The sequence below is a fragment of the Streptacidiphilus sp. EB129 genome, assembly GCF_041262645.1.
Classification (GTDB): Bacteria; Actinomycetota; Actinomycetes; order Streptomycetales; family Streptomycetaceae; genus Streptacidiphilus.
Map to the genome: position 1 here is coordinate 38,666 of NZ_JBGCCS010000006.1, position 18,964 is coordinate 57,629.

Annotated in this window: 19 protein-coding genes; 9 read left to right on the top strand and 10 right to left on the bottom strand. The window is 71.4% G+C overall.

Annotation, left to right across the window (positions count from 1 at the left end; all coding sequences use genetic code 11):
- Positions 1-180: 180 nt before the first annotated feature.
- The gene (locus ABH925_RS09640) at positions 181-846 is read right to left on the bottom strand and encodes a DUF4097 family beta strand repeat-containing protein (RefSeq protein WP_370146875.1); all 666 of its coding nucleotides are present in this window, start codon (positions 844-846) and stop codon (positions 181-183) included.
- 237 nt (positions 847-1,083) lie between these two features.
- Between ABH925_RS09640 and ABH925_RS09645 the strand changes: the two genes are divergently transcribed.
- The 4 genes from ABH925_RS09645 to ABH925_RS09660 all read left to right on the top strand — a co-directional run bounded on the left by ABH925_RS09645 (position 1,084) and on the right by ABH925_RS09660 (position 4,440).
- Positions 1,084-1,836, top strand: coding sequence for a helix-turn-helix domain-containing protein (locus ABH925_RS09645; RefSeq protein ID WP_370146876.1), 753 nt, complete (start codon positions 1,084-1,086; stop codon positions 1,834-1,836).
- Between the two features lie 597 nt (positions 1,837-2,433).
- Positions 2,434-2,844: a hypothetical protein gene (locus ABH925_RS09650; RefSeq protein ID WP_370146877.1), complete on the top strand. Its 411-nt coding sequence runs from the start codon at positions 2,434-2,436 to the stop codon at positions 2,842-2,844.
- Between the two features lie 134 nt (positions 2,845-2,978).
- Positions 2,979-3,359, top strand: a complete 381-nt coding sequence (locus ABH925_RS09655; protein WP_370146878.1) for a VOC family protein — start codon at positions 2,979-2,981, stop codon at positions 3,357-3,359.
- Positions 3,360-3,891: 532 nt separating this feature from the next.
- Positions 3,892-4,440: a helix-turn-helix domain-containing protein gene (locus tag ABH925_RS09660; RefSeq protein ID WP_370146879.1), complete on the top strand. Its 549-nt coding sequence runs from the start codon at positions 3,892-3,894 to the stop codon at positions 4,438-4,440.
- Positions 4,441-4,538: 98 nt separating this feature from the next.
- Here the strand turns inward: ABH925_RS09660 and ABH925_RS09665 are convergent, their stop codons facing one another.
- From ABH925_RS09665 to ABH925_RS09690, 6 genes are all read right to left on the bottom strand, one after another.
- Positions 4,539-6,722 carry a tetratricopeptide repeat protein gene (locus ABH925_RS09665; protein WP_370146881.1) on the bottom strand — a complete coding sequence of 728 codons (2,184 nt, stop codon included), beginning with the start codon at positions 6,720-6,722 and terminating at the stop codon, positions 4,539-4,541.
- 16 nt (positions 6,723-6,738) lie between these two features.
- A complete protein-coding gene (locus tag ABH925_RS09670; protein ID WP_370146882.1) occupies positions 6,739-7,995 on the bottom strand; it encodes a hypothetical protein in 1,257 nt (418 codons plus the stop codon).
- 396 nt (positions 7,996-8,391) lie between these two features.
- A complete protein-coding gene (locus tag ABH925_RS09675; RefSeq protein ID WP_370146883.1) occupies positions 8,392-9,351 on the bottom strand; it encodes an MvdC/MvdD family ATP grasp protein in 960 nt (319 codons plus the stop codon).
- The gene (locus tag ABH925_RS09680; protein WP_370146884.1) at positions 9,348-9,542 is read right to left on the bottom strand and encodes a hypothetical protein; all 195 of its coding nucleotides are present in this window, start codon (positions 9,540-9,542) and stop codon (positions 9,348-9,350) included. Before ABH925_RS09680 ends, ABH925_RS09675 begins: the two co-directional genes overlap by 4 nt.
- A complete protein-coding gene (locus ABH925_RS09685) occupies positions 9,539-9,838 on the bottom strand; it encodes a hypothetical protein (RefSeq protein WP_370146886.1) in 300 nt (99 codons plus the stop codon). Before ABH925_RS09685 ends, ABH925_RS09680 begins: the two co-directional genes overlap by 4 nt.
- Positions 9,839-10,157: 319 nt before the next feature.
- Positions 10,158-11,093, bottom strand: a complete 936-nt coding sequence (locus ABH925_RS09690) for a LysR family transcriptional regulator (protein ID WP_370146887.1) — start codon at positions 11,091-11,093, stop codon at positions 10,158-10,160.
- Between the two features lie 134 nt (positions 11,094-11,227).
- Between ABH925_RS09690 and ABH925_RS09695 the strand changes: the two genes are divergently transcribed.
- From ABH925_RS09695 to ABH925_RS09715, 5 genes are all read left to right on the top strand, one after another.
- Positions 11,228-12,514, top strand: coding sequence for an MFS transporter (locus ABH925_RS09695; RefSeq protein WP_370146888.1), 1,287 nt, complete (start codon positions 11,228-11,230; stop codon positions 12,512-12,514).
- 81 nt (positions 12,515-12,595) lie between these two features.
- Entirely contained in the window at positions 12,596-12,994 is a 399-nt protein-coding gene (locus tag ABH925_RS09700) for an ArsR/SmtB family transcription factor (protein WP_370146889.1), read from the top strand.
- The gene (locus ABH925_RS09705; RefSeq protein ID WP_370146890.1) at positions 12,991-13,476 is read left to right on the top strand and encodes an SRPBCC family protein; all 486 of its coding nucleotides are present in this window, start codon (positions 12,991-12,993) and stop codon (positions 13,474-13,476) included. Before ABH925_RS09700 ends, ABH925_RS09705 begins: the two co-directional genes overlap by 4 nt.
- A gap of 149 nt (positions 13,477-13,625) precedes the next feature.
- Entirely contained in the window at positions 13,626-14,174 is a 549-nt protein-coding gene (locus tag ABH925_RS09710) for an RNA polymerase sigma factor (RefSeq protein ID WP_370146891.1), read from the top strand.
- Positions 14,171-14,821, top strand: a complete 651-nt coding sequence (locus tag ABH925_RS09715; RefSeq protein ID WP_370146893.1) for a hypothetical protein — start codon at positions 14,171-14,173, stop codon at positions 14,819-14,821. The genes ABH925_RS09710 and ABH925_RS09715 overlap by 4 nt, the downstream gene beginning before the upstream one ends.
- Positions 14,822-14,951: 130 nt before the next feature.
- Here ABH925_RS09715 and ABH925_RS09720 read toward each other — a convergent pair whose 3' ends face one another.
- From ABH925_RS09720 to ABH925_RS09730, 3 genes are all read right to left on the bottom strand, one after another.
- Entirely contained in the window at positions 14,952-17,150 is a 2,199-nt protein-coding gene (locus ABH925_RS09720; protein ID WP_370146895.1) for an MMPL family transporter, read from the bottom strand.
- 2 nt (positions 17,151-17,152) lie between these two features.
- Positions 17,153-17,935: a class I SAM-dependent methyltransferase gene (locus ABH925_RS09725; protein ID WP_370146897.1), complete on the bottom strand. Its 783-nt coding sequence runs from the start codon at positions 17,933-17,935 to the stop codon at positions 17,153-17,155.
- Between the two features lie 89 nt (positions 17,936-18,024).
- Complete coding sequence (locus ABH925_RS09730) at positions 18,025-18,858, bottom strand: helix-turn-helix domain-containing protein (protein ID WP_370147134.1); 834 nt, start codon at positions 18,856-18,858, stop codon at positions 18,025-18,027.
- Positions 18,859-18,964 lie beyond the last annotated feature (106 nt).

The window sequence follows — 18,964 nt, forward strand, 5'->3', positions numbered from 1 at the left end:
CGTGGATGGTGATGTTCGGGTTGCGGGCGGTCACCGCGTCGAGGCCGGTGCGGATCTGTTCCTGCTCGTCACCGCGGCTTCCGAAGGACGCCCCCGAGGCAACCACGTACCGCACCGGGACGGAGATGCCGTCCAGCACCGGGCCCTGTCTGTGGATCGCAAGCCCCTGGACCTGATTCCCTACAGGCTGCGGGCGGTGATGTCGCCCTGGCCCGTGGTGACGCGGATGTCGAGTTCAGTCGTGCCGTCGTTCCTGAGGGCGTTGCTGACCCGGCCGTGGCCGGTGCCGGCGTCCAGGGCGGCCGAGACGCCGTGGGCGGCGCCGACGGTCACGTTGCCCATCTGGGTGCGCAGCACGACCGTGCCGGAGGTGGCCTCGCCGATCCGGATGTCGCCCCTTGCGGTGCTGATCTCCGCGGAGCCGCCCAGCCGGCCGATCTCGACGTCGCCGTCGACCGCGGTGAGGCGCACGCTCGCGGCCTCGTCGATCTTGATCTGCCGGTACGCGCCTTCGAAGGCCACGTCGCCGAGGCGTCCGACGCCGCGTAGTTCGCAGCTGGCGGTCCTGGCCTCGACGCGGGAGCCGGCGGGCAACTGGACGGTGACCTCCAGGGATCCGGAGGGGCCGAAGAGCTGGTTGTTGGGCGTCGAGGCCGCGATCCGCAGGACGCCGTCGGCGTAGGTGACGGTGGTCTGCTCGGCGGCCTTGATGTCGCGGCTCTTGTCGGCGGTTGCGGGGCGGACCTCGACGGTGGTGTCGGCGCGGTCCGCGGCGATGAACTGGACGCGTCCGGCGGGGATCTCCAGGACGGCGGAGATCGGGGCGGTGGTGGCGAACTTCTGCATGATGCTTCCCTCGTGCTCGCTCGTTGTTTCCGACACCAGAAACGCTACGTTGCTTTCCAGTCTCAGGCAACGTACCTGTTGCGCAGAATCAGTATCCATACAGGTGAAAGTGGTGAAACTGTTGCAATGGATTGAGAAGCAATGCAACGACGGTCGTCCTGATCATTGCAATGGATGAGAAGTGAACGCTATAGTGAAGGCCAGGGACCGCTACGAAGGATCACCAAGGAGATCGCGATGCCGGGAGGCAGGCTCACCCAGCAGGAACGCCAGCAGATCGCGCTGGGAGTGGCCGACAGCCTCCCCTACGCCGAGATCGCCCGACGCCTCGACCGCCCCACCTCGACCATCACGCGCGAGGTGATGCGCAACGGCGGCCCCACCTCCTACCGCGCCGACCTGGCCCACCGCGCCACCGAACGCCGCGCCCACCGGCGCAAGCCCACCGCGCCCCGAGGGTCAGGGGCGCCGGCTCAGGGTCACGGGCGCGACGACGAGGCCGTGCGCGAGTACGAGGAGGCGTTCACCACCCTGATGATGCAACAGGGCCTGCCCAAGATGTCGGCCCGGGTGCTGACCTGCCTCTTCATCGCCGACGCGGGCAGCGTCACGGCGTCCGAACTCGTCCGGCACCTCCAGGTCAGCCCCGCCTCCGTCTCCAAGGCGATCACGTTCCTCGAAGGCCAGGGCCTCGTCCGCCGGGAGCGCGACGAGCGCCGCCGCGAGCGCTACTTCGTCGACGAGGACGTCTGGTACCAGTCGACGATCGCCGGCGCCCGAGGCATCGCCCAGGTCGCCGAGACCGCACGGCAGGGCGTCAGCGTCCTGGGCCGCGACAGCCCGGCCGCCACCCGCCTGGAGAACATCGCCCGCTTCAGCGACTTCATCAGCGAGAGCATGCTCCGCGCCGCGGAACAGGTCCGCGACATCCTGCACACCAAGCCCGAGACGACCCCGGGTGACGCCGCGTCAGAATCGGGTCGCGGATAGACAGCCCGCCTCGACGGGGACTGCGGCGTACGGGGGCTGGTCGGGGGCGGGCGCGTGAAGCGTGCGCCGGGTCCTGGTTCTGCGGGGACCCGGGGCGGCCAGGAGCGGGAGCCGGTGACGACAGGCCAGCTCCCGGCCGGTGTGGGGGCGCTGATAGTGGATGAGGTGACCCTCCCTCGGAGGCGGTGCCGGGGCCGGGTCGGGAGCCGGGCAGGATCAGGGGTGTGGTGCGGGGTGATTTCGGACGCTCTGGGGCCGCTACGGTGGTGGTTGACCAGCCATGTGACTGACTGTGAGGGACCTGCGGTGATCCGTGCTCTGCCTCGTACCGCGGCGGCGTGTGTGCTGGTGGTGGTGACCGCGTTGAGTGGTTGTACGACCCATGGGGCGACGTCGTCGGACGCTGCCAAGCCCGCTGCCACCGCGTCGGGCGGGGGTGCGGGGGATGCGGCGTCGGGTGCGCCGGCGTTCGGGCCCGGCCCGCAGGCGACGTACTCCGTGCAGGCGCAGCCGGCACCCGGGTCGTGTCACTACGGGGACGATCACGGTCAGCCGCTGCCGGATCCGAAGTGCACCCCGGGGGCGTTGTCGCCGGCGGTGACGCAGGCGACGCTGGCCACCACGATCTGCCGCTCCGGCGGCTACACCGGCACCATTCGCCCGCCGGTGGGGGTCACCAACAAGGAGAAGGCGGCCAACGCCAGGTCCTACGGCTACTCCGCTGCCCTGCACGACGCGGAGTACGACCATCTGATCAGCCTTCAGCTGGGCGGGGATCCCAACGACCCACGCAACCTGTGGGTGGAACCGCCCTCTCCGGGCCACACCCCGGGGGCGGGGCCGAACAACCCCAAGGACGCGGTGGAGACCCGGCTGCACACGGCGATCTGTAGCAAGCAGGTCACCCTGGCCGCCGCCCAGCAGGCCATTGACACCGACTGGTCCACCGCCGAGCAGCGCCTGGGACTCAAGCCCAACCCCGGTGACGCCTCAGGACCTGGCGACTGACACCAACCACGCGTCGGCGGCATTTCGCCCGTGCTCGCCCGTCCGGTACGGTCGCGGGACGAATTCACTGCTGGGAACCCATGAGGTTCGCGTGTGGGCTCCCGGCAACTCCCAGGCTGAGAGCAGGTTTCGTTATGGCATGTCGTATCAGTGAGCTCGTGCTCGGTTGCCGCGACCCCGAGGTGCTGGCGCGGTTCTGGTGTGAGGTCCTGGACTTCGTCGTGCTCGATCGCGAGGACGACGGCTCGGTGGAGATCGGGCCGCGCGAGGGGTTCGGCGGTCCGCAGCCGACGATCATCCTCAGTCCCCGTGATGAGCCGGAGAAGGGGAAGCCCCGGCTGCACATCGACGTCAACGCCACCGACCGCGATCAGGACGCCGAGCTCGAACGCCTGCTGAAGCTCGGTGCGCGCCCGGCCGACATCGGCCAGACGGGGGAGGAGTCGTGGCATGTCCTGATGGACCCCGAAGGCAATGAGTTCTGCCTGCTCAAGGCCCGGCTCAACCCACTCTGATGCTCATCGGCCACGCCCCGGCACCAGGCCCGTCCGGCTGCCTGGCCACCGTCCCGTAGCGCGCGGGCGAGGCCGCCCACGCAGTGGAGCCCGGCGTGGACCGGGCTCTGGTCCGGCGTGCCACCTGAGGGGCACGCCCGACGCGAGCGGTACGGCCGCGGAAGCACAGCACAAGGCAGTCGGATGGCGCGGTTCACCCGGACTCGCCGCATGAGCACAGCGCCCGGCGTCCACAACGGCGGCCCCGCGGCGGCGACATGCGGATGGGGAACCTCAACTTGTGTCCGGATAGTGTCCGAACTGTCAGGTACTGGCTCATTATGAACGTGCTCCTGTACACCGGGTGCAGGTTGATCTACTCAGGGAGGTCGGCTCAATGATGCGCTGCAACCTGTGGGACAGCTGGGCGGCGGGTGGTGCCCGCTACCGCACGGATCATGCCGCTACCGGGCGTGCGGAGAGACGTACCGCGCCGGAGCCGGGCGTGGTGCCGGGGCAGGCGGCCGCTGTCGTCGCGTGCGCGGTCTCTGCGATGGAACTCACGCAGGCTGAGCGGGAGTTGGGGCTGGCGCTGTACCGGTTGCGGATGGAGCGGGGCTTGTCCCTCAGAGCGCTGGCGAAACTGCTGGGCTACAGTGCGCACAGTGGGTTCGCTGATGTGGAGAAGGCGCGGCGGCTTCCCTCGGAGTCGCTGGTCCGATCCTACGAGGAGTGCTTCGCGGTGCCGCCGAACTCCTTACTGGCCCTGCGTCAGGAGGCACTGCGGGCACGGGCGGTGTTGCTGACCGACCGGTTCGCGGCCGGCTCGTCCGGGGTCCTGCCACCCGTAGCCGGGTCGAACCTGCTGCCGGCCGCGCCCGAGGCCGCGCCCTGCCTCGCGGGCTACCGGTACGGCCGGGTCGCCCACTTCGTGGTCGTGCATCTGGTCGGCGCTGTGCGATGTCTGGTGCGCGGTCGATGTACGGCGACCCGCCGGGAGGCTGTCTTCCGCACCGCTGACGAGCTGGCGGTGCTGTCGGCCTGGCGGCCACTCGTCGCCTGGCGCGGCGGAGGCGGGCTGCGCCTACGGCGTCCCCGCTGACGCTGTGGCCCGGGCCCGGGGCTGGTGCGACCGGGTCCCGGGGTGCGGCCGCACGTTGCCTCTGACGACGCCGGGGTGCACCTTCTCGTGGAGGGTGCCTACTGCGCCGTGACCCTGGCCTGGCACAGCGCGCGTTCGGCCAGGACGTCCGGGTCGTCGGGGAGCAGTCGGGCGGCGACGTCGAGTTCGGCGAGCGCGGCGTCCCAACGGCCGGCGGACCTGAGCGCGAACGCGTGGTTGTAGCGTACGCCGGCGTCGTCGGGGGCCAGCTCGACCGCGTGGCGCAGGTCGGACACGGCCGTGTCGACATCGCCCAGCTCATGGGCCGCGGCGGCCCGGCCGCACAGTGCCGCGACCAGGTCCGGATCGGCCACCAGCGCGCGGCTGAACGCTTCCCACGCGGCCACGTTCTCCTCGCGCGCGGCGTGCACCCGTCCCAGGACGGCCAGCAGGTGCGGGTTGTCCGGTTCACGTTCCAGGCCTGCCACGGCGTCGCGTTCGGCGCCGTCCGTGTCCTCCAGGTCCAGTCGGATCCCGGCCCGGTTGACGTAGGCATCCACGAAGGAGGGGTCCAGTTCGAGGACGTAGCTGAAGTCGGCCAGGGCGCCGTCCACGTCGCCGGCCTCGTTTCTGATGTCGCCGCGGTTGTAGTAGACCTCGGGGAACGGGGGCCCGAGGCGCAGCGCTGCCTCGTAGGCGTCCAGCGCTTCCTGCTCCCGGCCCAGCCTGCGCAGCAGGCTGCCCAGGTCGAAGTGGTACTCCGGGTAGTGCGGGTCGACGCCCAGTACTGCCCGGTACTCCTCCAGTGCCTCGTCCAGCCGCCCCAGCCCGGCCAGTACCTGCGCCCTGTTGTAGCGCAGGACCGAGCGGTGCAACTGGTGCTCGTCGGGACCCAGTTCGTGGTCCAGCTCGGCAAGGCCGGCGGTGACCAGGTCCAGCGCGGCGTGCGGCCGGCCGCGGTGCCCTTCGATGAGCGCGAGGCCGTTGTGATGGAACACGGTGTTGAAGGCGCGCAGCCTGGGGTCGGGCAGCAGCGAGGCCATCGCGATGGCCTCGTTGATCCAGGCCAGTGCTCGCTGGTGGTCCCGTCGGCTGGGCTCGCGGTGTCGGGTGTAGAGCATCGCGGTCGCGTAGGCGCACTGGATGTGGATCACGGGTTTGCAGGTCTGCGCCCGTGCCTCGTCGCAGATCGCCTCGGCTTCCTCCGCGCGGCCGAGTGCGGACAGCGAGGTGGGCATCTTGCTTGTGAACTGCCACCACAGGTCCGGTTGTTGATCCCAGTCGACGAGGGCGCGGCCCCGCTCGCAGAAGTCGACGGTGGCGTCGTAGAAGCCGAGCAGCATGCTGGCGTCCATCGCCTGGGCCAGTGCCGCTGTGCCTGCCGTGAGCGGCTCGGTGCCGTGTTCGCGGTGGTACGGGATCGCCCCCAGCGCCAGCGACGGCTCGGCGGCGGACACGAGCTCGTCGGCACGCAGGTCGTGCAGAGCGCGCCGTTCGGCCAGGGGGAGTTGCTCGTAGGCGGCCCGTGCGCGGGGGTCGTCGTCGGTGGCGTCCCCGGCTATGTAGCGGGCCGCCAGGGTCCGCACGGTCTGCTCGTCCGGTGCGGGGTCGGCCGCGTGGTCCGGCTCGCCGCGTTCCTGGGGCGGCGCCTCGATGCGTTGGCAGCGGTGCAGCAGCGCACCGAGGTCTTCGCCGGCCGGGGTTCCCGGCTCCACCAGCGGGCCGGGGGCCGGGGGATCGAGCAGACGGTCGGTGCCCTGCACCACCACGGTCAGCAGCGCGGGATCCATCCGGCGCAGGAGGACAGCCAGGAACTCCAGGTCGGTGGGGTCGGCGTGGTCGACGTCGTCCACGACGAGCGAGCGGGTACCGGGCCCGTCGGCGACCAGCTGGTCGCGCAGGAACTCCATGAGCCCGTGCGCGATCCGTAGCGTCCGCCAGCGCGAGTAGAACCGGGTGCGTTCCTCGGGCACGGCCAGTGAGGTCAGCGTTTCGAGGGTGGCGGGCACCTGGGTGCGAAGCTCCGGGGCGACGGTGAGGATCTCGACCTCGTGCGCGGCGACCAGGGCCGAGTGGCGGGCCAGCGCGTCGGGGACCAGGGCCCGGAGCAGGGTGCCGGCGACGGTGTAGGGACCGCGCAGCCTGCGGTGTGCGGAGATCGGCGGCAACAGCGGGGCCGGCAGGCTGAGCGTGGCACGGCACGCCTCGCGGTCGCGTCGACACGCGCCGAGCAGGACCAGGTGCCGATCGGATTCCAGCGACGTGCGCCGACTCGCGGACATGTTCTCCTCCGGTAGGTCAAAGGGGGGATGAGGCGGCCACCGCCGGAGCACTTCGCCGGGTCCGTCGTTCGCGCAGATACAGGCCGCCGGCTACGGCGATCTCACCGACGCTCAGCAGCAGGAACAGGGCGCTGTCGGTGATCCCGGCAGCGCTGTGGGCGCCGTTGCCGGACAGCCTGGCCAGCACCGTGGCGAACACCTTGACGGCAGTCGGGAGCAGGCCGAACGCCAGGGTGGCCAGCAGGAAGGCGTAGCCGGCCACGATCAGGAGCGAGTACCACCGGGCCACCGACCGGTCCCGGGGGTGCCAGCTCTCCGGGTCGTGGGGAGCGGGGCGTCCGAGCAGCGCACACCAGCGGTTGGCCAGCAGCTGCTTCGCGGCGGTCTGCAGGTCGACGCAGCCCAGCACGGTGACCACCAGGAAGTACACGTCGGTCTGCAGAAAGAACCAGCACTGCCAGAGCAGCCGAAGGACCGTCAGGTAGGCCATGGCCAGGGCGACGGCACCGACGAGAGGGAACGAGCCGTCGGCGCGCTCGGTGAAGGAGGCCACCAGGGTGAGTCCGGCGAGGACGGCGATGTCGGTGAGGATGCCGGCGAGGATGGGCAGGAAGCGCTTGCGGCGTGGTACCGCCACCAGGCCGTCCAGAGTCGTCAGGAACACCAGGTAGTGCAGGCGCCGGCCGACCGAGAGCCGGGAACGCAGGCCCAGCCTGCGGCCGGCCAGCGCGTGCGCGGCCTCGTGCAGCAGGACCAGCGGCATCTGGGCGAGGAACATCGACACCATCAGCACTGACATGTAGTGGGTGAAGAAGAGGTGGTGGTAGCTCGGCACGAGAGCGGGTGTGCGGATCATGGCGGCCAGCCAGCCGCCGATCAGGGCGAGGTAGGCGAGGGCGCCGACGGGGGAGAACACGGCCCGTCCCACGCGGTTCCAGCGCACCGGGGCGGGCTGCGGGGGATCGGGCTCGCCGGGGTCCCGCAGGAAGCCCAGCTCGCCGAGGTCCGTCACGAAGTCCGCGATGTCGACCGATTCCCCGTAGGTCTCCAGAAACCACTGGGCGGCCTGGGCGCAGGTGCGTCCGTCGACCAGTTGGCGCAGCAGTGCCGCGCCGTCGGCGGGCAGAACGACGTATGACCCCTCATCAGGCCGGCCGACGGTCACGTCGTCCCCTTCGGCCAGGAAGGTGAGCTGGTGGAAGGTGAGCGGCTGCTCCGGGACCGTCGGTTCCCGGCGACCGCCGGACTCCACTTCCGCAGGCAGGTCTGGCATCGCTCCTCCGGGTGGAAGACGGGTCGGGGCACCGGCCGGTCACCGGCGATGGGTTCGCATCGGATCCCGAACCCATCGCCGACTCGGACTGTGACGGACTGTCAGGCAGGACAGCCGCAACCGCCGTACAACGCGCTGGCCGAGCTGGTGAGGCGCACGGAGCCTGCCTTCCGGATCGCGATCTTCTTCATCTGGTCCACCTCCCTTACCGAGTAGACCCAGCGGTCCGGCACGCGACACCGGTCGGGTGACCGGGCACGGGGCGGTTTCTGGGGGCGAGGCTCAGTTCTAGCAGCCGATCGGGGTGTACTCGGAGATCCAGAACAGAGCGGGAACAGGAGGCGGACGAACCGGGAACGCACGCCCGCGTGTCCCCGAGCGGCAGCGGCAGCCGTCCTACGGGGCCGCGGGCCCGCCGGTCTCCGGGACCCGGTGCGGGCCGCCCGGGGCGAGCCAGTCGGCGACCGCCTGGGCGATCGGCAGCCCGGCTCGGATCTCCGCGAAGCCGAACTGGCCGCCCTGGTTGCACTCCAGGAACCACCAGCGGTCCGCGTCCACGGCGAAGTCGAATGCTCCGAACGCCAGACCGGCGGCACTCATGTAGGCGAGGACGCCTGTGTGGACCGGACCGGGCGGCTGGACCGGGCTCCAGCCCAGTCGGTCCTGGTCGGCGAACCGCCAGTCCAGTGCCTCCCCGTCGATCCGGCAGGCGAGGACCTGCTCACCGATCACGGTGACCCGAACGTCGAAGACCTTGTCGACGGCGTCCTGCAGGCAGGTCGCGGTCCCGGCAACGCCGGCGTAGTCGGCGTCGACCGGGACCAGGGTGGTGCGCAGCGTGATCGGCGGATCCTCCGGATGCCGGCCGGAGACGCTCTTGACCACCGCGGGGCCCCGCCCCGCGAACTTGTCTGCGGCGGCGGGGTCGTTGGTGAACACGGTGCGCGGCACATCCAGGCCGCAGCGCTGCGCCACGGCGAGCTGCCAGGGTTTGTAGGCGCTGCGGGCCACCGCGTCGGGGTGGTTCATCCAGCGCACGCCGTCGAGCGACCGCAGCACGCCGTACAGCGCGCGCTCGCATTCCAGGGTGACCCAGGCGGCCTGTTCCGATGTCGGGGCGACGGGGGCACCGGGGCGCCGGATCCAGACCGACCGCAGCGCATCGAGGTCGACGTGGTGATGAGCGGTCTCGATCCTGCCGGTCACCCGGCCGTTGGCGTATTCGGCGGCCAGGGCCATCGCGCGGGGGAAGTCGGCCGGGTCGAGGCGCAGCACTGCCGCTCCCATCGCGTCCAGGCGCGCTATCACCAAGTCCGCGGTGACGTCCCCGGGTTCGGTCAGGACCAGGACGGTCATGCGTCGTCGCAGTGGCGTTTGGAGCCGGCAGAGCTGACGGTGGTGGCCGTGGACAGCAGCAGAGGGTAGTTGTGGGCGGCCAGTTGACCGTCCGGAGAGTAGTTGAGCTGCCGAAGGGGATCGTAGCTGTAGGGCCAGTCGGGCTCCGGGTCGCGGGGTACGGCGGCGATCGCGAGGGCGAACGGCGTCATGGAATCTCCTTTGGCTCGGTAGTGCACACGACCACCTGGTCGCGTTCGCGGTACAACTCCTGCATGCTGCGGAACCGGTCGGCGTCGACACCGACGGTCTCGGGCGACCAGATCACCACGATGCGGACACGCACGGCATCCAGGGCCTCGGTCACCAGCTGCCAACCCTCGCGCTCCTCCAGCGGCCGCTCCGGGGTGCTCTCGACCACACGAGTGGTGATTCGCCATGCGCGGGCGTTGGCGTACTGCCGGCAGTCGTCCATTCGGCCGTCGATCTCGGCGGCGTTGCGCCCCACGACGTACAGCAGCGTGGGTACGGGCTCGTACCCGTGGGGCGGACGGGCTTCCGTGATGTGCGGATGGCGGTTGATGGTGAACGCTCCTTGCTGATATCCGCGTCGGGCAGGTGTCAGCAGGTCCCCAATGACGTGACTGGCATCGTTGCTGAGAGTGATGACCGTGAAGACGAGCGCCGGGGCGAGTCAGTTCCTGGCCGCAGTCAAAAAAATCAGAGGCCCCGGCACTTCGGAAGGGCGCCGTGGACCTGGTGCGCGCGGCTCTGACGCGTAACGGTGCGCATCCTGCCGGCGGCGGACGCGGCCGGCGCGGCGGCGGTCAGCGCGGAATCACCCAGCCCGGGGCCCAGGTCCCGGAGGCGTCGTGGCCGGCCGGTGTGGCGGCGAGGTGGGCGCGGAGGGTGGCCAGTGCTGGGTGGGGGTTGTCGCGGTGCCAGAGGAGTGCGTGCGGATAGACGGGCGTCGGGTCGGTCACCGGGATGCGGCGCAGGCCGTGACCGGCGGGCCAGACGAGGCGGGTGTGCTCACCCATGAAGGTGGCCAGGGCCGGGGTGTCGGCGATGGTGTCGAGGAGCGCGTCGGAGCCGAAGTTGGGCCCGGTCGCCTCGATGGTGAGGCCGAACTCGGCGACGAGGTCGTCGTAGTAGGCGGCCCATTCGGTACCGGGAACGATGCCGGGCATCCAGATCCGGTGCCCGGCGAGCTGAGCGAGCGTCACCGACCGGGCGCCGGCCAGCGCGTGGGCGGGGCCGGTGAGGAGCTGGAGCGGCTCGTCGAGCACCCGGACGGACTCGATGTCCTCGGGCAGGGGCCGGCCGGGCACGGCGACGGCGCGGAAGGATGCGTCGATCTCACCGGACCGGATGGCGGCGACGGCTGTCTCGACGTCGAACAGCATCACCACGTCGAGGTCGATCCCGGGGTGTGCGCGGTGGAACCCGCGCATCAGGCCCGACGGCGCGACGCGCGAGGCGATCACGTCGACGCGCAGTGGACGGCGGCCGGTGCGTACCGACGCGACCGCGCGCTCGGCCACGCGCAGCAGCTCGCGCGCGTGGGGCAGGAACGCCTGCCCGTCGATGGTGAGCTCGGCGCCGCGCGCGGAACGGGTGAACAGCCGCACGCCGAGGTTGCGCTCCAGCGCGGCGATGCGTTTGGAGACGGCCTGCTGGGTGACCGCCAGCTCGGCGGCGGCCTCCTGGAACCGTCCCGCGTCGGCGGCGGCGACGAAGGTCCGGATGGTGTCGAGGTCCATGCCGATACCCTAGGGCCACAACCATGGGTTGTGGCCAGGCGGTCCTGCGGTTGTTTGCTCGCCCGGCAGGGGGCCCGCTTTGATGGTTCCGATCGCGGATCGGTTGTGCGGGTGAGTGGCAGGGGGCGGCGGGTATGAGGAGCGGGCACCGGCTGGGGCAGCTGCTCGGACATCGGCTCGGCCACCGACTGGGGCCGCGCTTCGGCTGGCTCTGGGGAGCGTACGGGACCAGCGCGCTCGGCACCTGGCTCGCGTTCGGCGCGTTTCCGCTGATCGCCATCCGGGTGCTGCACGCCGGACCGGCCGAGGTCGCCGCGCTCTCCTCCGTGGGAGCGGCAGTCGGCGCGGCCGTGGCGGTGCCGCTCGGCCCGTGGGTGGAGTTCCGCCGCAAGCGTCCGGTGCTGATCGCGATGGACCTGGTGCGCTTTACAGCGCTGCTGACCATCCCCGCCGCGTTCGCGCTCGGCGCGCTCACCTTCCTTCAGCTCCTGCTGGTCTCGGTCGTCGTCGCGGCGGCCGACATCACCTTCCGCGCCGCCTCCGGCGCGTACCTGAAAACGCTGCTGCCGGCCGAGGATCTGCTGGTCGCCAACGCCCGGTTCGAGTCCACGGCCTGGACGACCACGATCATCGGACCGCCGCTGGGCGGCGCGGCGATCGGGCTGCTGGGTCCGGTGGCGACGGTGGTGGCCGACGCGACCAGCTACCTGCTCTCGGCCCTGGGCATCCGCGCGACCGGCGGGCACGAGCCGCCACCCGAGCGCCCGCAGGTCGCCCGGATGCGGGCCGGGGACCTGCTCGACGGTTGGCGGTACGTCCTCGCCGACGCGACGCTGCGTCCGCTCTTCTTCAACACCGCCCTGTTCAACGGCCTGGTGATGGCCGCCGAGCCGCTGCTGGCCGTCCTGATGCTCGGCCGGCTCGGATTCGCTCCGTGGCAGTACGGCCTCGCCTTCGCCGCGCCCTCGATCGGCGGGCTGCTCGGCTCCCGGCTGGCCCGACCGCTCGCCGCCCGTTTCGGGCAGCGCCAGATCCTGGTCGTGACCGGGACGCTGCGCGCGCTCTGGCCCGTCGGCCTGGCCTTCCTGGGGCCGGGCACCGGAGGGCTGTTGCTGGTGATGGGGGTCGAGCTCGGGCTGATCTTCTGCTGCGGGGTCTTCAACCCCGTCTACGCCACCTACCGCCTCCAGCGCACCGCGACCGACCGGGTCACCCGTACGCTGTCCGCCTGGGCGGTGACGACCAAGGCCTCGACCGCGCTGCTGACGGCCGTCTGGGGCGTGCTGGGCGCCCTGCTCGGACCGCGTACGGCCATCGGCCTGGCCGGCCTGCTCCTGCTGGCGACCCCACTGCTGCTCCCTCGCCGCGCGACAGCGCAACTCCCCGAGCCGGAGCCGGTACCGGCACCGAGCCGCGCCTGACCTCCTGACCTGCGAAGACGCCGTCTCCACCACCGGTGGCGCCCTGCTTGACGTATGCCGATATCGGCATACGATGGAGTCATGGCGAGAGCGGCGACCACGACGGACGCGTTCAACGCCGTCGCCGAACCCCGGCGGCGGGAGATCCTCGACGCCCTGGCGCGGGGCGAGCGGTCCGTCACCGACCTGGTCGGGCAACTCGGCGTGGCGCAGCCGGTGGTGTCCAAACACCTGCGGGTGTTGCGCGAGGTCGGGCTGGTACAGGTCCGCGACGAGGGCCGGCAGCGGATATACCGGCTCGAACCGGCACCGCTGCGCGAGGTCTACGAGTGGGTCAAGGACTACGAGCGGCTCTGGACCGAGCGCTTCGCACTCCTGGACGCGGTGCTCGAAGACCTCAAGGCGCAGCAGACGGACCCCGGCCGCCAGGGACCACCAGCGGCTGAATCGGAGACGAGGGACGAGGAGCGGGAATCATGACTGCGACGAACGACCGGCGGGCGACCGTCACCACCCCCACCGACACCCAGATCCTGATCACGCGTGAGTTCGACGCGCCCCGGGAGCTGGTGTACCAGGCCTTCACCACCCCGGAGCTGCTGCGCCGCTGGTGGCACGCGAACCGCTGCGAGGTGCTCGGCATCGAGATGGACGTACGCGTCGGCGGCAACTGGCGCTGGGCGGCCAAGGCGTTCAACGGCTACGAGTTCGCCTTCTACGGCGAGTACCGGGAGGTCGTCCCGGACGAGCGCCTGGTGACCACGGAGACCTTCTCCGGCGTCCCGACCGCCCAGGCGGTCAACACCACGACGTTCACCGAGAAGGACGGCCGGACCCACCTGGAGATTCTGGTCGCACATCAGACCAGGGCGAACCGGGACGAGCACCTGCAGTCCGGCATGGAGGACGGCCTGCAGGATGCGCTGACCCTGCTGGAGGAGCTGGTGCGCGAGCAGATCTGAGCCCATGCGGCCCGGTACGCGGGTGGGCCGAGTGGTGGTGGAGGGAGGTGTGTAACGCTTCTGGGCGCCCGAGCCAAGTAGAGATGTAAGGCAGTGCTCGTCCGTTCAAGGAGTCGTCCGTGCAAGCGGAGCATTCAATAGCGCCACCCGTGCGTGATCCGGCCGGGTTCGCCGTGTTCTACCAGCAGCAGTTCGATGCTGTGCTCGGCTTCGTCACCCGCCGCACCGACAGCCCGCACCTGGCCGCGGACCTGACGGCCGACATCTTCCTGGCCGCCCTCGAACAGGCGCACACCTACGACGCCCGGCGCGGCGCACCGGTCGCCTGGCTCTACGGCATCTCCCGCAACGTCCTGGCCGCCCACTTCCGGGGCAGTGCCCGCGAGCAGCGGGCCACCGCCCGGATCGCGGGCCGGCGGCTGCTGGACGACCAGGACGTCACCGCGATCGAAGGCCGCATCGACGCCGCCCGCGACGCCCGGCAGCTGGCAACGCAGCACGCGGCCCTGTCCGAGCCGCTGCGCGCGGTGCTGGACCTGGTGGCCCTGGACGGACTGACCACCCGCGAGGCCGCACAGGCCCTGGGTGTCAGCGCGGCCACCGCCCGGGTGCGGCTGCACCGCGCCCGCAAGGCCCTGCAGCGCGTCGACACCCCGACCACCGCATCCCTGCACGCCGTCTCGGAGGCCCGCTCATGACCACCCCCGTGCACTTCCAGCAGCAGCTCGCCGAGGAACTCACCGCCCGCGCCTCAGCCCTGCCGCCCACGGCAACGGCAACGGTGCCCCTGCGCCCGCGCCACACCCGGCGGATCGCGGTCACCGCGCTGGGACTGGCCGCAGCCGCCACCGCCGTGGTGCTGATCCCGCACTCGACCCCCACTCCCGCCCCCACCACCGCACCGCAGGCAGGCGCAGGCCAGAGCACCGCCCGCCCGCAGGCCAGCAGTGTGCCGGTCCTGAGCAACACCTCCTACACGGTGGCTGCCCGCAAGGACGGGACCGTCACCATCCAGGTGATGGGCGCGAAGCTGTCCGGACTCCAGGCGGCGCTGCGCAGCCTGGGTGTGCCGGCCGTGGTCCTGCAGCTCTCGGCGTCCTGCCCTGCCGCTGTCCGCACCGACAACGCCAACCTCGAAACGGTCCAGTCCCTGGATCCGCAGAACGGACGCCTGATGGTGATCCGGCCCAGCGCCATCCCGCGCGGGGACAGCCTGGTGCTGGTCCAGCACATCCTCAAGGGTGACCTGCACCCGGACGCCATGGGCTCCATGGACGTCGTCCTGGCCCATGGCGAGCCCACCTGCTTCCCCGCCTCCCAGACCAACATCATCGGCGAGGGCTAGACGCTCCACCCGACCGCCCCAGGGGTCAGGCTCCTCGAAAACTCTGGAGCCTGACCCCTGCGGGAAGTGGTGCCACGGTCCGCACGAGCAGCCCGTGGTGCTGCGACCCCTTCGCATGCCCCGGCTCTGGTCAGACGAGGGCGGGTCCGGGCAGGTGGGTGGGCTGCTCCTGCGCGGGCGGTTCGATGGCCAGGTGCGGCAGGTGACGGTCCAGCCAGCGGGGCAGCCACCAGTTGGCCCGGCCGCACAGGTACATCACGGCCGGTACGAGCACGGTCCGCAGGACGAAGGCGTCCAGCGCCACGGCGGCGGCCAGTCCGACACCGAACTCGGCGATGTCGCGCTGGCCCGTGAACACGAAGGCGGTGAACACGGCGATCATGATCACTGCCGCGGCGGTGATCACCCGTGCGGTGTCGGTCACGCCGGCGAGCACCGACCGGGCGTTGTCCCGGGTGTGCGACCACTCCTCGGCCATCCTGCTGACCAGGAACACCTGGTAGTCCATGGACAGGCCGAACAGGACCGCAAGCACCAGCTCGGGCAGGTAGCCCTCGACCGGGCTGGCCGCGCCGAGGCCGAACGCGCGCGTTCCCCAGCCCCACTGGAAGAACGCGGTGAGTACGCCGAACGAGGCCGCCGCCGCCAGCAGGTTGAGCACCGCTGTGATCGCGGGGATGAGCAGGCTGCGGAAAGCGAGCACGAGCAGCAGGAAGCTGAAACCCATGATGGTGGTCAGCAGCCAGGGCAGCTTGGCGCTGGTCACCGCCGCGAAATCGACGAACGTGGCCGTCAGGCCGCCCACGTAGACCTGCAGCGTGGTGCCGTGCGTGGCGCGCGGTACGACCGTGCCGCGCAGTCGGTGGATCAGGGCGGAGGTGGCCGGGTCCTCGGGCGCTGTGGTCGGCAGGACCTGGATCACCTCGATGGTCGGCCCGGCACCTGGCGTGCTGTGCGCGGGCGCGGTCTCCACGGCGGCCACCCCGGGCACGGTGGTGAGCGCGCGGTCGAGCCGGCCGAGCGCGGCGAGGTCGGCCGCGGACCGAGCCCGGGCGACCAGAACCAGGGGGCCGTTGAAGCCCGGCCCGAACCCCTCGGCGAGCAATGCGTAGGACTGGTAGGTGTGGGTCGACGTGGGGTCGTTGGACGCGTCGGCGAAGCCCAGCCGCAGGTGCAGCACGGGAGCGGACACCACGAGCATCACCGCGAGCCCCAGCGAGGCGAGCACGGCGGGGAACCGCGGCACGATGCGCGACCAGCGCGCCCACATGCCGCCACCGCTCTCCGCCTGGCCCGGCCCGCCGGCCCGCAGCCCGCGGCGCTGCCTGCGGCTCAGCACGCGCAGGCCGAGCACCCCGAACAGCGCGGGCAGCAGTGTGACGGCCGCGACCACGGTGCACACCACGGTGATCGCCGCCGGGACGGCCAGCCCGTCGATGAACCGCAGGCCGACGGTGAGCAGGCCGAGCAGGGCGATGCACACCGTCCCGCCGGCGAACAGGACCGCGCGGCCGGAGGTGTTGAGTGCCTGCACGGCCGACTGCTCCGGGTCCAGCCCGGACCGCAGGCCGCGGCGGTGCCTGGTCACGACGAACAGGGCGTAGTCGACCCCGACGCCAAGGCCGATCAGCGCGCCGAGGATCGGCGCGATGCCGTTCACCGGTGTCAGGTGGCTGAGCGGGGCCATGAGCAGCAGGCCGCTGCCCACCCCGGCCACCGCGGTCACGATCGGCAGCGCCGTCGCAAGCAGCGACCCGAACACGATGAGCAGGATGACGGCGGCCGCGACGATGCCGATCAGCGACGCGTTCGAGGCCGGCGTCTCCTCGGCGCCCGCGATCGCCTTGCCGCCGAGCTCGACCGCGAGGCCCGGCTCGCGGGCGGCGGTCACCGTGGCGATCACCCGGATGACGTCGGCATGGTCCAGGATGTCCGCCTGCCCGGTGAAGCTCAGCGTGGCATACGCGGTGCGCCCGTCCGGGCTGATCCGGACGGTGCCGCCCGGCAGGTAGGGGCCGGCGACCGAGGCCACCTCGGGCAGGTGCGACACCCGCGCGAGCATCGCCGAGACCCGCTGCTCGATGGCTGGATCGGTGACGCTGCCCTGGCTCACCTGCCAGACGATCTGGTCGGAGTCGCCGGCCTGGGCCGGCGCCGACCGCAGCAGCAGTTCCTGGGCGTTGCCCGAGTCTGTTCCCGGCAGTGTGAGCGAGTTGTCGTACGTCGTCCGCACCGCCTGCGACAGCACCGCCAGGCCGATGAGGAGACCCACCCAGGCAGTGATCACGACGAAGCGGTGCCGATAGCACCAGCGTGCAAGAGCTGACATGACTATGCGTTCCCCTCGGTTCGGCGCCGCATCGTCTGCGCCCCGGTCCCCTCGGTCGGCTTGACGACGTGCAGCAGCGTGATGCCGAGAAACGGGCCGCCGTACCAGTACCCGGACCCGAGTGGGCGCAGCGTGCCCTGCCCGATGTGCGCGGCGTACTTCCCGGCCATCCACCAGAAGTCCGCGATGAGCAGTTGCCCGCCCGGGCGCAGCACCCGCATCGCCTCGTCCACCGCGCGACAGCGTCCCTCGTGCGAGGGGATGTTGTGGATGGCCAGCGCGCTCGTCACGACGTCGAAGGAGCCGTCCGCGAACGGAAGCGCCGTCATGTCGGCCGTGTGCACCTGCACCCGGTCGCCGACCGCGGCCGCGGCGGCGTTGGCGAGCGTGGCCTCGGCACTGTTGCCGCTCTGGTCCTTTCCGGACCACAGGTCCGCGCCGTCGGCGCGCCCCGCCGGCAGCCGCCTGGCCGCCTCGATCAGCACCGCACCGCGACCGCACCCCAGGTCCAGCAGCTGCTCGTCACCCTTCAGACCGATCCGGTCCAGTTCCCGCGCCCAGACGCGCAGTTTGCCGCGCAGCGTGGTGTGCAGGTAGACGCCGGTGAACGCGAGCAGAACCGCTCCCACGGCGGCCGTCGCGGTCCGCCCGCGCCGCCACCGGGCGGCGGCCAGGCAGCACGCCACCCCGGCGGCACCGTTGACGATCGGGACCGCCGGCGCGTCAACTCCGTAGCGAGGCCGATGAAGAGGCGGCAATGGGGAGCCATCGCCATTCGTGGACATGCGCGCAGTCTTGGACATACGCGCAGGGTCACAGGCGCGACTGCCGGTCGTCTTGAAGAAATGTTCCCCTCGTCGCCGGTGTGATCGAATCACACACGGCGCGGAAGCCTGCCGGCGGTGCCGGACCAGGCAATGTCGTCAACCGCCAGCCATGGTTCGCCGGCCACGGTCGACGGGGTCACACCGGTGAACGCCACGACGTCCCGGTGCAGATGGGACTGGTCGGCGTAGCCGCTCTCCGCCGCGACACGGGCCGCGCCGTCCCCGGCAGCCAGGCGGTGGACGGCACGGTCGAAGCGGACCAGCTTCGCAGCGCGCTTGGGCGGCAGGCCGATCTGCGCGTGGAACCGGGACCACAGGCGCTTACGGCTCCATCCGACCTCGGTTGCCAGTTCCTCGACCCGGACCAGGCCGTCGCTGCTGACGATCCGGTGCCAGGCCCGGGCCACCTCCGGGTCGACGGACGGCCCAGCCGCATGCCGGCGGGCGAGCAGCGCGTCCGTCAGCGCGAAGCGCTGCTCCCATGAGGAGACATCGTCGAGTTGTTCACGGATCCGCGACGCCTCCCGGCCCCACAGGTCGTCGAGGGCCACCACGGCACCGTCCAGGTCGGCCGGGGAGACACCCAGCGCCGCGCGTGCGACCACCGGGGACAGGCGCACCTGCACGCCCTCGAAGGTGTCACCCCGCACCCACACCGCGCCCCGGCACCCGGCCCCGATCCCGGCGACGACACTTCCCCCATGCCGCCGCCCGGCAGCATCGTCCACGAAGGGCGAGCCGGAACCGAACTCCAGAGCCAGCATCACGGTGGGATGCGGGATCACCCTGAGGTCGATCGGGGTCACGCCACGGTCACGGAACCCGGCCATACTGACACCGGCCACCCTGCTGGGCCGCTCCGGACAGGCGACGTCCCACATGGCCGTACCGTCACGTTCCCCCGCGCCGGATCGCATCCTCGAATGCTACGCGAGCCGACCGTCCGGAACAGGCTGTCCAGGCGGGCCTGCGGCCGGTACCCGGCCG